The sequence below is a fragment of the Actinomadura sp. NPDC048032 genome (assembly GCF_040653175.1).
GTDB classification, from domain to species: Bacteria; Actinomycetota; Actinomycetes; order Streptosporangiales; family Streptosporangiaceae; genus Spirillospora; species Spirillospora verrucosospora.
On record NZ_JBEZJP010000197.1, the window covers coordinates 1 to 13,671 of the forward strand.

Here is a 13,671-nt window from a genome sequence, read left to right on the forward strand (position 1 = left end):
ATCGGGGAGACACTGTTGGTGGTCGTCGCGGACAACGGCGCGGGCGGCGCGGATCTCGCAGCGGCCGGCGGCGGCAGTTCGGCGGCGTCGGCGGCCGTCAGCACGCGCGGACGGCCGAGCCGGCGGACGCGGCCGAGCCGTTCCACGCCGCCGCGGCCCTCGGCGAGCAGGTTGCGGACCCAGTCGGCGTCCCGCCCGTACGGCAGCCCGACGATGAGCCGGTCGCCGCTGCGGAACGCGGTCACCGGCGTCCGGTACTCGCGCCCCGACCTGCGGCCCCGGTGGACGATCATGGCGAAGGGCGGGAGGTAGGGCGCGTAGACGCCCTGCACGCGGTTCGTGACGGCTTTGTTGAACCGGGCGACCGATCTCGGCATCAGCGGTTTCACCATGCCTCCTGAGTAGCACGGCCTCCCGCCCTCGCGCGCGGTCAGCGGGTGAGGACGAACTCCTCCGGTCTGGCCTTGCGGGAGCCGGCCCAGAACTCGAACGTGTGGCCCGGCCAGAGGGTGCGGTTGACGCCCTGGTCGTCGAGGTACCAGCTGTTGCAGCCGCCCTCGTTCCAGACGGCGCGGCGCAGCCGCCGCTGGAGGCGGTCGTTGAAGCGGCGCGCGGCCTCCGGCTTCGGCTCGATGGTGTCGGCGCCGGCCTCCTGCATCAGGCGCAGGCAGCTCAGCACGTGCTGGATCTGCACCTCGATCATGAAGACGACGGAGTTGTGGCCGAGGCCGGTGTTCGGGCCGAGCAGCATGAAGAAGTTCGGCAGCCCGGGGATCGTCGTGCCGCGGTGCGCCTCGATGCCGTCCGCCCAGATCTCCTGGAGCTTGACGCCGTCGCGGCCGGTGACGCGCAGGTCGGTGAGGGCGTCGGTCACCTTGAAGCCGGTGCCGTAGATGATGCAGTCGACCTCGTACTCGCGCCCGTCCTCGGTGACGATCGAGTTCTCCCGCACCTCGGCGATCCCGGAGGTCTCCACCTCGACGCCGGGGCGCGAGAGCGCCGGATAGTAGTCGTTGGACAGCAGGATCCGCTTGCAGCCGATCGTGTAGTCCGGCGTCAGCTTGGCGCGCAGGACCGGGTCGGCGACCTGGCGGGCGATGTGCCGGCGGGCGATCTTCTCCTGCGGGGCGGACAGCCGCGGGTCGATCGTGAAGCCGACGGCGCGGGCCTCCAGCGCCCAGTAGATTCCGCCGCGGAACGCGCGGGCGGCGCCCGGCACCTTCCCGAACAGGGCGCGGACCGGCGCGGGGATGGACACGTCGGGCTTGGGCTGGATCCACGGCGGGGTCCGCTGGAAGACGACGAGCTCGCCCGCCTGCTCGGCGACCTTCGGCACGAACTGGATCGCGGAGGCGCCCGTGCCGATGACGGCGACGCGCTTGCCGGTGAGGTCGTAGGAGTGGTCCCACTCGGCGGAGTGGAACGCCGTCCCCCGGAACCGCTCGACGCCCGGCAGGTCCGGGTAGGACGGGACGTGCAGCGCGCCGATGCCGGACACGACGGCCTTCGGGGTGAGGACCGTCCCGTCGGCGAGCGTCACCTTCCAGCGGCGGGCGTCGTCGTCGTACTCCATGGCGTCGACCGCCGCGCCGAAGCGGATGTGCTCGCGCACCCCGTACCTGTCGGCGGTGCGCTCCATGTAGGCGCGGATCTCCGGCTGCGGCGCGAACATCCGCGACCAGCCCGGGTTCAGCTCGAAGGAGAAGGAGTACATGTGCGACGGGACGTCGCAGGCGCAGCCCGGATAGGTGTTGTCGTGCCAGGTCCCGCCGAGCGCTTCGCTCTTCTCCAGCACGACGAAGTCGTCGAAGCCGGACTGCTTGAGCCGGATCGCCATGCCGAGGCCGGCGAAGCCGGAGCCGATGATGACGATCGCGGGGGCGCGGTCGCTCATGACCCCTCCTCTCAGTTAACCTACTCGCAGTAAGTTACCGGGAGTAGGTTACTGACGGTAGGTCCAACAGAGGAGATTTCCTGTGAGTGGCGCCACACCCCCGCCCCGCCGCCGCCGGATGTCGCGCCCCGAGCGCGAGCGGCAGATGCTGGACGTGGCGGAGCGGGTGTTCGGCGAGCGCGGCTACCAGGCCGCCTCCATGGACGAGATCGCCGAGCGCTGCGGGGTCTCCAAGCCGATGCTCTACGAGTACTTCGGCTCCAAGGACGGCCTGCTCGTGGCGTGCGTGACCCGGTCCAAGGCCGAGCTGTTCGACGTCACCCAGAAGGCGATGGCGGGCGCCACCACCCCGGAGGACATCCTGTCGCGCGGGATGGTCGCCTACTTCCGCTTCATCGACGAGCACAGCAGGTCGTTCGCGATGCTGCTGCGCGAGCCGATGGCCGCCGCCCCGGAGGCCATCCGGGCCATCGACGAGACCCGTCGGCAGCAGAGCGGGCTCATCGCCGGCGTGCTCGGCACGTTCGCCCCGTCCGCCCCCGCCGGGACGATCGAGGCGTACACGCAGATCATCATGGGCGCGAGCGAGCGGATGGCGCTGTGGCAGACGGGCCGTCCCGACGTGTCGGCGGAGGACGCGGCCCGCTACATGACCGACTTCTGCTGGAACGGCCTCAGCCCTTACCTGGCGCCCGCCGGGGAAGCGCGTCCAGGGCCCCGATGAGCAGGTCGAGGCCGAACTCGAAGTCGGCCTCGGCGTCGAAGTCGGCCAGCGCCGGGCCGTAGGCGATCACGTGCGGGAACTCGTCCGGGTCGAGGCGCGTCCACGACTCGGCCCCCGTCTCGGCGAGGTGCCCCAGCATCTTCGCCATGCCGATCTCGCGCATCTGGGCGCCGAGGGCGTAGGCGATGAGCGCCCGCATGATGCGCACGGCCGTCTCGCCGTCGAACCCGGCCGCGTCGGCGAGGGCCAGGGCGCGCTCGGCCGGCCGCAGCCCCACCGGCGTGTCGACCTTGTGGGTGAGGACGATCGACATGCAGCGCGGGTTGTCGTGGGCGACCTTCCGGAACGCCCGGACCAGCGCACGCGCGCGTTCCTGCCATGACTCGGCCGGGTCGTCGGGCAGGTCCAGCCCCGCGACGACGTGCTCGGCCACGCCCTCCAGCAGCGCGCCCTTGTTCGGGACGTGGTTGTAGAGCGACATCACGGCGACGTCCAGCTCGGCGGCGACCCGGCGCATCGACAGGCCGTCCGCGCCCTCCCGCTCGATCAGGTCGACCGCCGCCTCCACGATGCGCGCGCGGGTCAGCCCCGGTCGCGGAGTGTCGGAGGTCACACGCCTCGCCATCGCTTCCCGCTCCCCCTCGCCGTTGACACCCGTAAGTGTCCCATGACACGGTACGTACATTGTACGTAAGACGTACAGCGTACGTCTGCGCTCGGGGAGGACGCCCATGTCGACCCACGACCTGTACACCGACTCCGTCCCGTCCGACGCCTGGACCGTGCCGATGACCGGCGACGCCAGGTTCACCTGGGAGTACGAGGACGGGCGCGACCGTCTCCTCGCCCTCTACCAGAAGGGCAAGGACAAGCAGTGGGACTCGGTCAAGCGCATCGACTGGGACCTTGAGGTCGACCCGCACGACGTCCTCGGCGTCCCCGACCAGTCCCTCGCCATCTACGGCACGAAGTACTGGGACATGCTGTCGGAGAAGGAGCGCGGCGAGCTGCGGCGGCACTCCACGTCCTGGCAGTTCTCCCAGTTCATGCACGGCGAGCAGGGCGCGATGGTCACCGCCGCCCGCATCGTCGAGTCGGTGCCCGACCTCGACTCCAAGTTCTACTCGGCCACCCAGACGATGGACGAGGCCCGCCACGTCGAGCTGTTCACGCGGTTCCTGCACGAGAAGGTCGGGATGGTCTACCCGATCAACACCAAGCTGCAGGACCTGCTGAACGAGACCCTCACCGACTCGCGCTGGGACATGCCCTACCTCGGCATGCAGGTCCTCATCGAGGGCCTCGCGCTCGCCGCGTTCGGCGTCATCCGCGACGTCACCACCAAGCCGCTGCCCAAGCAGATCCTCGCCTACGTCATGCAGGACGAGGCGCGCCACGTCGCGTTCGGGCGGCTGGCGCTGCGCGACTACTACAAGCAGCTCTCCCCGGCGGAGCTCCGCGAGCGCGAGGAGTTCGTCATCGAGGGCTGCTACCTGATGCGCGACCGCATCCGCGGCCGGGAGATCTGGACCAACTTCGGCATCGACCCGAAGGAGGTCGACGAGATGGTCGAGAACTCGCCCTACATGCGGATGTTCCAGAGCCTGCTGTTCAGCCGCATCGTGCCCTGCGTGAAGGACATCGGGCTGTGGAGCGACCGCATCCGGCGCGCCTATGACGACATGGGCGTCCTGGACATGTCCAAGGCCGACCTCGACGCGCTCATGCACCAGGACGAGGAGATCGCCGAGAAGGTCGACGCCGAGCGGTTCGCCGCAGAGGAGACCGCCCGCAAAGCGGAGGTCGACGCCGTCATCGCCGACGCGGCGGCGGCGGGCTGAGTAACGTTCAGATCATTCGATCCGCCGCACACCTCGGAGGTCTGGATGCCCCTCGCGCACTTCGACGGAGCGCTCGCCGTCGTCACCGGAGCCGGCAGCGGAATCGGCCGGGCCGTCGCCCTCGCCCTGGCGGGGAACGGGGCCGCCGTCGTCGCCGCGGACATCGACCTTCCCGCCGCCGAGCGCACGGTCGCCCTCGCCAAGACGCTCGGCGCGGGGGGCACCGCCTACGAGGTGGACGTGGCGGACGAGGCCGCGATGGAGGACTTCGCCGCGCAGGTGAAGGAGACCCACCGCGTCCCCGACATCGTCGTCAACAACGCCGGCATCGCGGTCACCGGCCCCTTCCTCGACACCGGCGTGGAGGACTGGGAGCGCATCCTCGGCGTGAACCTGTGGGGCGTCGTCCACGGCTGCCGGCTGTTCGGCCGCCAGATGCGCGACCGGGTGGACGCGCTGCCCAACAAGCCCGACAAGCCGAACTTCGGCGGCCACATCGTCAACATCGCCTCGGCCGCCGCGTTCGCGCCGTGGCGCGCCATGCCCGCCTACTGCACGACGAAGTCCGCCGTCCTCATGCTCAGCGAGTGCCTGCGCGCCGAGCTGGCAGGCTCGCGCATCGGCGTCACGGCCGTCTGCCCCGGTTTCGTCAGCACCAGCATCGTCGACAACGCGATCCACCTGGAGGGCGACGAGGCGGCCCGCGCCCGCCTGCGCGAGCGCGGCCAGCGGGCCATCAGGCTGCGCAACTACCCGCCGGAGAAGGTCGCCGAGCGGGTCGTCAACGCCATCATCAAGAACAAGCCCGTCGTGCCCGTCAACGCCGAGGGGCACCTCCTGCACGCCCTTTCCCGGGTGTCCCCCGCCTCCCTGCGCCTGCTGGCCAGGATTCCCGCCCGGGGTTAGCGTCCGCCCGACGGGCGCGGCCCCCGACTCTCCCCGCGGTGAGAGGAGAAGGATCGATGCCCCCCGACGTCCTGCTGAGCGACGGCCGCCCCCGGAACTGGACGGCCCGGATCCGGTGCGCGGACGGCGACCACACGCTGGAGCTGACCCACCGCGAGGTGGTCGCCGAGCGGCTGCTGCGCGCGTCCCGCAAGCACTCCTTCGACCCGGACGTGGACGTCGACTGGGACGCCCCGCAGGACCCGGACGTCTTCTACTTCCCGCCCCAGCTCGCGTCGCTCTACGAGACGCCGCTGTGGGACGGGCTGACGCACCGGCAGCGGGTGGAGCTGACCAAGCGGGAGATGTGCAGCATCGCCTCCTTCGGCATCTGGTCGGAGATGCTGCTGATGCGGTCGCTCGTGATGCACGCCTACCGGCACCGCTACGACAGCGACCACGTGGCGTACGCGCTGACGGAGATCGCGGACGAGTGCCGGCACTCGACGATGTTCGCCCGGATGGTGCGCACGTGCGGGCTGCGCACGCACCGGCCCCGGGCGCTGGAGTTCCACCTCGCCAAGCTGTTCGGCGCCGTCTACGACCCGGTTCCGATGTTCGCCGGAACGCTGATCGTGGAGGAGTTCACCGACGCGTTCCAGCGGCTGACCTTCCCGGACGAGGACGTCCAGCCGGTGATCCGCCAGGTCACCCGCATCCACGTGGTCGAGGAGGCGCGGCACATCCGGTACGCGCGGGAGGAGCTGAAGCGGCTGGTCGCGGAGATCCCGGCGGTCCGGCGGCGGGCGGCGGCCTACGGGATGGCGCAGGCGACGCGGCTGACGACCGCGCAGCTCGTGCACCCGTCCTGCTACACGGCGGTGGGGCTGGATCCGGGGCTGGCGCGGCGCGTGGCGGCGCGCAGCCCGCACCGGCGCGCGACGATGGCGTGGTCGTTCCGGAAATGCACCGCGTTCCTGGACGAGGTGGGTTTCCTGGACGGCCGGGCGCGCGACGTATGGATCCGGGCGGGGCTGCTGGAGCGTTGACCGTTACACCGGGCGGCCATTTGTCTCGACGTCGAACCGATTATTAGAAAATGGTTCGCCAATGGCGGGGAACTGGACTCGGCCAGAGCATGCGAAAGGGCCGCGGAGCAGGGACCACTCCGCGGCCCTTAGGCGAGTACGGGCAGCTCAGCCTAGGTGTCCTACACCCAGGACACTCCCAGCGATGGCATGGTCACGATGTCGACCCCCTCCTCCCCAGGCATCGCCGCGCGCCGATCATCCTGCCTGGCACGGGAGCCCGACCGGCGCGCTCCCTCCCCTTTACCGGTTCACCATAGAAGGTGCCGGCGAAAATGACGCCGTGCTCGGCCGATTCAGGTCAGGAATGACTTAGCGCGGCGAGGACTTCACGGGCGGCGGCGGTGGCGGTGTCGAGACAGGCGCGCTCCCGGGCGTCCGCGGGGCCCCTGCGCGGCGCCTGCTCGCTGTAGCTGACGGTGAAGACCGCGTTGCGGACCCGGGCCGTGACCTGCCCGACCACGGTCGGCTGGCCCTCGTCGGTCTTGAACCAGCGGTACGCCTCGTCCCCGAGGCCGCCCTTGCGCTCCAGGCTGACGGTCCGCACGAGCGGGGCGTCGTGCGCCTGGGCCCACTGCGCGTCGTAGTAGCCCTCGGCGTCCTGGACGGGGGTCGCGGTGTCGCCCGGCGCGTACAGGTGCGCCTCCACGCGCAGCCAGCGGAACGCCGAGCCGGTCGAGGAGTACGTGCACGTGGTGAGCGTCGAGTTCGCGCTCTGCCGCCGCGCCGCCTTCGGCACGGCCCGCTCGACCGTGGCCGCCGCGACCGTTCCGCACGGCGCCGGAAGCGCGCCGATCACCTTCCCCTGGGAGCCCGGCGACCCCGGCGGGCGGGCGGCCGGCGGCTGCGAGGGCCCGCCCGGCGTGCGCCGCGGGGCGGCCTCCTGCCCGCGCCCCCCGGACACGACCAGGACGGTCGCGACCACCGCGGCGGCGAGCGCCACGGCCGCCGCGAGCACCGCGATCAGCCTGCGCGGGCGCCGCCCCGGGGCCGGCGGCTCCGGCCCCGCATACGGCCGGTGGAACGGCTCGACCGGACGCTGAAGGCCCACGCCGCACTCCTCACTCACGTCCCGTCGACCGTTCCCGCCACCCGTCAACGTAACCAGGGCCGCGCCGCCTGGCCAGGCCCCCTCGCGGTGCCGTTCGTCAGACCCGGTGGTCACAATGAAGGGATGCTGATAGCGGACATCGCACGGACCTCGGAGGCGGTCGCGGGCACCTCGGGCCGCAAGGCCAAGGTGTCGGCGCTCGCGGAGTGCCTGCGCGCGGCCGATCCGGGCGAGGCCGCGACCGTCGTCGCCTACCTGTCGGGCGAGCTGCCGCAACGCCAGATCGGGGTGGGGTACGCCGCGCTGCGCGACCTTCCGCCGCCCGCCGCGGAGCCGTCCCTGACCGTGCCCGGGGTGGACGCGGCGTTCGACGAGATCGGCGCCGTCTCCGGGCCGGGCTCGGTCGCCCGGCGGCGCGAGCTGCTCGCGGCGCTGTTCGGCCGCGCCACCGCCCCCGAGCAGGACTTCCTCGTCAGGCTGCTGGCGGGCGAGCTGCGCCAGGGCGCGCTGGACGGGGTGATGGCCGAGGCGATCGCGTCGGCCGCCGGGGTGCCCTCCGCCGAGGTCCGGCGCGCGTTCATGCTGCGCGGCTCGCTCGGCCCGGTCGCGACGACCGCCCTCGCGGAGGGGGTCGACGGGCTGCGCGCGTTCACGCTGGAGGTGGGGCGGCCGGTCAAGCCGATGCTGGCCGCCGCCGCGCCGTCGGTCGACGAGGCGTTCGCCAAGCTCGGGGGCGAGGCGGCCGTCGAGTGGAAGCTCGACGGCATCCGCGCGCAGGTGCACGTGTCCGGCGACGGGGTCCGGGTGTTCACCCGGACGCTCGACGAGATCACCTCCCGGCTGCCCGAGGTGGTGGAGGCGGTGCGGGGCCTGCCCGTCCGCGAGGCCGTGTTCGACGGCGAGCTGATCGCCCTGCGGCCCGACGGCCGCCCCCACCCGTTCCAGGTCACCTCCGCCCGCACCGCGACCCGCACCGCGAAGGGCACCGAGCCGGTGCCGCTGGCCGTCTTCCTGTTCGACGTGCTGTACCTCGCGGAGGCCGGCGACGCCCCTCCGCAGGGCGCGCGCGGCGAGGACCTGCTCGACGCGCCCGGGGCCGAGCGGTACGCGGCGCTCGCGCGGGTCGTCCCCGAGGAGCTGCGGATGCCCCGCGTGGTCACCGGCGACCCCGCGCGCGCCAAGGAGGTCTTCGACGAGGCCGTCGCGCGCGGCCACGAGGGCGTCGTCGTCAAGGCCCTCGACACCCCGTACACGGCCGGGCGGCGCGGCGCGGGCTGGATCAAGGTCAAGCCCCGGCACACCCTCGACCTCGTGGTCCTCGCCGTCGAGTGGGGGCACGGCCGCAGGCAGGGGCTGCTGTCCAACCTGCACCTCGGCGCCCGCGACCCCGAGACCGGCGGCTTCGTCATGCTCGGCAAGACCTTCAAGGGGCTCACCGACGAGCTGCTCGCCTGGCAGACGCGGAAGCTGCGCGAGCTGGCCGTGCGCGAGGACTCCTGGACGGTGCACGTCCGGCCCGAACTGGTCGTCGAGATCGCGTTCGACGGCGTCCAGCACAGCCCCCGCTACCCCGGCGGCATCGCGCTGCGGTTCGCCCGCGTCCTGCGGTACCGGCCCGACAAGTCGGCCGCCGAGGCCGACACGATCGACACCGTCCGCGCCGTCGCCCCCGTCATGGACTGAGCGGCGTCACGGGCTGAGCCCGGAGGCCTCCGCGGGCGGATGCTCCCCCGCCGGCGGCTCGTCCCCGTGCGCGCGGCCGCGGGCCCGCCGGGCCGACGCGGCGCGGGTCCGGATCCGCGAGCCGGTCCGCCCCCGCACGCGCGACGGGGTGCGGCGGCGCGCCTGGGCGGCGGCCTCCCGCCGGGCGCGGGCGGCGGCGTTGCGCTCGGCCCGCTCGACGGCCTCCCGCTGGGCGCGGGCGGCCGCCCGGCGCGCCGCGCGGCGCTCGGCCCGGCGCGCCCGGCCCCGTTCGGCCCGCCGCTCGGCCCGGCGCTCGGCGCGGGCGGCGGCGCGGGCCATCCTGCGGCGGCGGGCCCGCTCGGCGACGTCGACGGGGCGCTGGAGCAGTTCGGGCGGGATGAGGTCGTGCCGGCCCGCGATGAACTCCTGCACCCAGATCTTGGCGCGGATGAGCGGCCGCCGGAGCCGCGTCTCGCGCCGGACGGCCCGGTGGTACCGGCGCGAGCCGGGGTCGTAGCGCCAGCGCGACCAGGGCGAGCCGGGCCGCGCCACCCGGATCGCGCCGACGATCAGCAGCGCGGGCATGAACAGCCCGATGAGCCCCGTCCAGATCTTGCCCTTCAGCAGCGTGACCACGGCGAGGACGAGGTTGACGGCGAGGGAGGCGACGTAGACCCGGGTGATCAGCCCGGTGCCGTGGTCGGGCGCGATGCCCTCGTAGCCGAGCGGACGGATGCCGAGCAGCAGCAGCCCGGTCACCGCCATCGCGACGAACACCGCGTCGACGGACGCGCGGCCCTTCTCCGTCCAGTAGACGTCGCTGAGGTGCAGGATCAGCGCGAACTCGTCCAGGACGAGGGCCGAGCCCATCCCGAACACCACCGCCGCCGCGAGGTCGAGGCCGACGTAGGCGTCCGGGACGGCGAGGCTCGCCACCCCGCCCAACAGCATCAGCACCACGCCGAACACGACGTGGTGGATGTGCACGTCGCCGGCCTTCACGTTCCGGAACCACCAGCGCACGTCCGCGCGGATCAGCCGCACGTTCACCCGCGTCAGCACGAAAGTGACCATGAACGCCACGAAGAAACCGAACAGCGGCAGCCGGCCGGTCGCCACGATGCGTTCGTCGAACATCTCGATCATCTGCCCCCCGCCTCCTCAATGATGCACCGTGACATGCGCCGATATCGTGTGACCCTGCCGACGATCAGGGGGAGAACCGTCATGAGCCGCATCGTGGACCGCTGCGATCCCGGGTACCGGGCATGGATCGCCGAGGCGATCCGGCTCGTGGACGCCGACGCCAACCGCAGCGCCGACACGCACCTGCACGTGTTCCCGCTGCCCCCCGAGTGGGGCATCGACCTCTACCTGAAGGACGAGTCCGTCCACCCCACGGGTTCGCTGAAGCACCGGCTCGCCCGGTCGCTGTTCCTGTACGGGCTGGCCAACGGGTGGATCCGCCGGGACACGACGATCATCGAGGCGTCCAGCGGGTCGACGGCGGTGTCGGAGGCGTACTTCGCGCGGCTGCTCGGCCTGCCGTTCGTCGCGGTCATGCCGGCCACCACCAGCCCGGAGAAGATCCAGCTCATCGAGTTCCACGGCGGCCGCTGCCACCTGGTGGCCGACCCGTCGGCGATCTACGAGGAGTCGCGGCGCCTCGCGGCCGAGTGCGGCGGCCACTTCATGGACCAGTTCACCTTCGCCGAGCGGGCGACGGACTGGCGCGGCAACAACAACATCGCCGAGTCGATCTTCGAGCAGATGCGGCTGGAGCGGTTCCCCGAGCCGTCCTGGATCGTGGTCGGCGCGGGCACCGGCGGGACGTCCGCGACGATCGGCCGGTACGCCCGCTACCGGATGTTCCAGACGCGGCTCGCGGTGGTCGACCCGGAGGGGTCGGCGTTCCACGGCTCGTTCGCCGACGGGGACCCCGAGCGCACCGCGGCGGGCTCGCGGATCGAGGGCATCGGCCGCCCCCGCGTCGAGCCGTCGTTCCTGCCCACGGTGATCGACCGGATGATCCGGGTGCCGGACGCGGCGTCGATCGCGGCGATGCGCTGGACGAGCGAGGTCAGCGGCCGGAGCGTGGGCGGCTCGACCGGCACGAACATGTGGGGCGCGGCCGAGCTGATCGCGCAGATGCGGGCCCGCGGGGAGCGCGGCAGCGTCGTCACGCTCATCTGCGACGGCGCCGAGCGCTACGCGGGCACCTACGGGTCGGACGCGTGGCTGGCGGAGCAGGGCCTCGACGTCGCCCCCTACCGGGCCGCGCTGGACGCCTTCCTGAAGACCGGCACGATGCCGGACGTCACCCCGTGACGCGGATCGGGTTGAACAGGTCGGCGTAGATCAGCAGGCCGCCCATGACGATCAGGATGACGGCCATCACGTACGTCACCGGCAGCGCCTTGGCCACGTCCACGTAGCCGGGGTCGGGCCTGCGGAAGATCCGGGCGAAGGCCTTCTTGACCGCCTCCAGGAGCGCGCCCGCGATGTGCCCGCCGTCCAGCGGCAGCAGCGGGATGAGGTTGAACAGCCCGACCGCGAGGTTCAGCGAGCCGAGCAGCATCACGAAGAAGGAGACCTTCTGCGTGCCGGTGAAGTCGTCGGACGCGGCGACCTCGCCGCCGATCCGGCTGACGCCGACGACGCCGATCGGCCCGTTCGGGTCGCGCTTCTCGCCGCCGAAGGCCGCGTTCCACACGCCGACCATCTTCTGCGGCATCCGCACCAGGGCGCCGACGGTGCGCGCGGTCAGGTCGCCCATCGTGCTCGCGACCGCGCCCGGCCCCTGCCGCTCGATCCCGCTGGACGGCGTGATGCCGAGGAACCCGACGTTGACGACCTTGTCCTCGTCCTTGAGGTCGTACATCTGGTTGCGGGTGATCGGGACGTTCAGCCGCACGTCCCTGCCGTCCCGCCGGACGGTCATCGGGACGGTCTTGCCGCCGTCCTTGCGGATCAGCCGCTGGAGCTGCGGATAGTCGTCGATCTTCTTGCCGTCGAACGCGACGATCCGGTCGCCGGCCTGGAGCCCGACCTGCCGCGCGGGCGTCGGCGTCGCGCCCGCCGGGCACGCGGTGACCTTGGCGCTGGCCGGCACCATGCACTCGGCGACCTCCTTGATCACCGGCTGCGGCTGGTTGACGCCGATGCCCATCAGCAGGATCGCGAAGAACATCACCGACAGGAGCAGGTTCATCGCGGGCCCGCCGAACATGATGAGCAGCTTCTGCCACCACTTCTTGGCGTAGAAGACGCGGTCCCCGTCGCCGGGCCCGACCTCCTCCAGCGAGGCCCCGCGCGCGGACTCGATCAGCCCCTGCCACGGCCCGGTGCTGATCCGCCGCACCTGCCCGGGCGCGTCGCCCTTGCGCGGCGGCAGCATGCCGATCATGCGGATGTAGCCGCCGAGCGGGATCCACTTGACCCCGTACTCCGTCTCGCCCTTGTGCCTCGACCACATGGTGGGCCCGAACCCGACCATGAACTGCGTGGTCCGCACCCCGAACAGCTTGGCGAAGGAGAAGTGCCCGAGCTCGTGCAGCGCGATGGAGACCAGCAGGCCGAAGAAGAGGATCAACGCTCCAGCCAGGTAGTAGACCATGCGGCGTGCCCTCCGGGTCCGTCCACCCCGCGCACCCGGGGGTGATCTCCGACAACCAGTTCAGAGTACGTTACGGCCCGCGATCCGGTTGAGGCGAACGAAGAAGCGGTCCGTGCCGGAGGCCACTTTGATGCACGGTGCTAACCCGGCCGCGCATCATTGGCACGAGAGCGCGTATCCGCGAGCAGGGCCGACCGCCCATCATGGGCGGCCCACCCCGGCCACGGAGGTTCCCCCCTTGAAGCGCGGTCATGTAGCGGTCCTGGCCCTGACGCTGGCCCTGGCCGGCTGCGGCGGCAACGACGACGGCGGCACGACGGCGGGCGCGTCGTCCTCCCCCGCCCCGACCGCCAGGACGCAGGCCCCCTCCGCCCCCGGCACGGGCGCCGAGACGACGCCCCTCCCCCCGGCCCAGTCGAAGGCGGTCAAGGCCTTCAACGACTGCATGCACGCCCAGGGCGTCCAGATGCCCACCCCCAACCCCACGAGGTCCCCCGCCCCCGACGAGCTGAAGAAGATCAGGGCCGCCCTGCAGACCTGCGTGAAGTCCTTGTCGCCCCCCGCCACCCCACCCCCAAGCTGACGACCACCGCCCACCGCGCTCCCGTCACCAAGAAGCGCAACGGTCGAGACGACCCGCACAGAGGGACACCGAAACGGAAGCACCAGCAGCAACCGTCTAACGAGACGACCTAAGCCGCCACCTCAGCCGGCGACGACCTCAACACTCGCGATCGCGTCCGAAGGCAGGTTCGAGCTTGCGAGAACCTGATCGCGCAGCGAGCCGCAAGGCGAGCCGGAGCGATGCAGCGATCGCACGTGTTTTTTGAGGTCGGGGCCCCCAGGGCCCCGACCTCAAAAAACACAATGAACACTGCTAGCCTTCTTC

General features: G+C 72.0%; 13 protein-coding genes. 7 read left to right on the forward strand and 6 right to left on the reverse strand.

The genetic code is table 11. The annotated features are described in order from the left end of the window. The coding region (locus AB0C69_RS23990) for a nitroreductase family deazaflavin-dependent oxidoreductase (RefSeq protein WP_360357093.1) at nt 1–392 on the reverse strand (392 nt) is incomplete at its 3' end. Nucleotides 393–430: 38 nt separating this feature from the next. Further along, complete coding sequence (locus AB0C69_RS23995; protein ID WP_360357096.1) at nt 431–1,894, reverse strand: NAD(P)/FAD-dependent oxidoreductase; 1,464 nt, start codon at nt 1,892–1,894, stop codon at nt 431–433. 82 nt (nt 1,895–1,976) lie between these two features. On the opposite strand from AB0C69_RS23995, the gene AB0C69_RS24000 reads away from it, so the two are divergent. Further along, nucleotides 1,977–2,618: a TetR/AcrR family transcriptional regulator gene (locus tag AB0C69_RS24000; protein ID WP_360357099.1), complete on the forward strand. Its 642-nt coding sequence runs from the start codon at nt 1,977–1,979 to the stop codon at nt 2,616–2,618. Here AB0C69_RS24000 and AB0C69_RS24005 read toward each other — a convergent pair. Further along, entirely contained in the window at nt 2,569–3,243 is a 675-nt protein-coding gene (locus AB0C69_RS24005; protein WP_360357102.1) for a TetR/AcrR family transcriptional regulator C-terminal domain-containing protein, read from the reverse strand. The genes AB0C69_RS24000 and AB0C69_RS24005 overlap by 50 nt on opposite strands. 106 nt (nt 3,244–3,349) lie before the next feature. On the opposite strand from AB0C69_RS24005, the gene AB0C69_RS24010 reads away from it, so the two are divergent. The 3 genes from AB0C69_RS24010 to AB0C69_RS24020 are packed head-to-tail and all read left to right on the forward strand — an operon-like array spanning nt 3,350 to nt 6,393. Further along, nucleotides 3,350–4,459, forward strand: coding sequence for a ferritin-like domain-containing protein (locus AB0C69_RS24010; RefSeq protein WP_360357105.1), 1,110 nt, complete (start codon nt 3,350–3,352; stop codon nt 4,457–4,459). A gap of 45 nt (nt 4,460–4,504) precedes the next feature. Continuing rightward, nucleotides 4,505–5,365, forward strand: a complete 861-nt coding sequence (locus AB0C69_RS24015) for an SDR family NAD(P)-dependent oxidoreductase (protein WP_360357107.1) — start codon at nt 4,505–4,507, stop codon at nt 5,363–5,365. Between the two features lie 56 nt (nt 5,366–5,421). After that, entirely contained in the window at nt 5,422–6,393 is a 972-nt protein-coding gene (locus AB0C69_RS24020) for a diiron oxygenase (protein ID WP_345187438.1), read from the forward strand. A 340-nt stretch (nt 6,394–6,733) separates the two neighbouring features. Here the strand turns inward: AB0C69_RS24020 and AB0C69_RS24025 are convergent, their stop codons facing one another. Then, the gene (locus tag AB0C69_RS24025; RefSeq protein ID WP_360357110.1) at nt 6,734–7,483 is read right to left on the reverse strand and encodes a hypothetical protein; all 750 of its coding nucleotides are present in this window, start codon (nt 7,481–7,483) and stop codon (nt 6,734–6,736) included. Between the two features lie 123 nt (nt 7,484–7,606). On the opposite strand from AB0C69_RS24025, the gene AB0C69_RS24030 reads away from it, so the two are divergent. Beyond that, nucleotides 7,607–9,166 (forward strand): ATP-dependent DNA ligase, encoded by a 1,560-nt coding sequence (locus AB0C69_RS24030; protein WP_360357113.1) that lies wholly within the window; start codon nt 7,607–7,609, stop codon nt 9,164–9,166. 6 nt (nt 9,167–9,172) lie between these two features. On the opposite strand, the gene AB0C69_RS24035 is transcribed toward AB0C69_RS24030, so the two are convergent. Then, entirely contained in the window at nt 9,173–10,312 is a 1,140-nt protein-coding gene (locus AB0C69_RS24035) for a hypothetical protein (RefSeq protein ID WP_360357115.1), read from the reverse strand. 81 nt (nt 10,313–10,393) lie between these two features. Here AB0C69_RS24035 and AB0C69_RS24040 point away from each other — a divergent pair, with 81 nt between their 5' ends. Continuing rightward, nucleotides 10,394–11,494, forward strand: a complete 1,101-nt coding sequence (locus tag AB0C69_RS24040) for a PLP-dependent cysteine synthase family protein (RefSeq protein ID WP_360357117.1) — start codon at nt 10,394–10,396, stop codon at nt 11,492–11,494. Here the strand turns inward: AB0C69_RS24040 and AB0C69_RS24045 are convergent. Further along, the gene (locus AB0C69_RS24045) at nt 11,484–12,782 is read right to left on the reverse strand and encodes a M50 family metallopeptidase (RefSeq protein WP_360357120.1); all 1,299 of its coding nucleotides are present in this window, start codon (nt 12,780–12,782) and stop codon (nt 11,484–11,486) included. The two genes, AB0C69_RS24040 and AB0C69_RS24045, sit on opposite strands and share 11 nt — an antisense overlap. Before the next feature lie 238 nt (nt 12,783–13,020). Between AB0C69_RS24045 and AB0C69_RS24050 the strand changes: the two genes are divergently transcribed. Next, a complete protein-coding gene (locus tag AB0C69_RS24050; protein ID WP_360357127.1) occupies nt 13,021–13,365 on the forward strand; it encodes a hypothetical protein in 345 nt (114 codons plus the stop codon). The last annotated feature ends 306 nt before the right edge of the window (nt 13,366–13,671 follow it).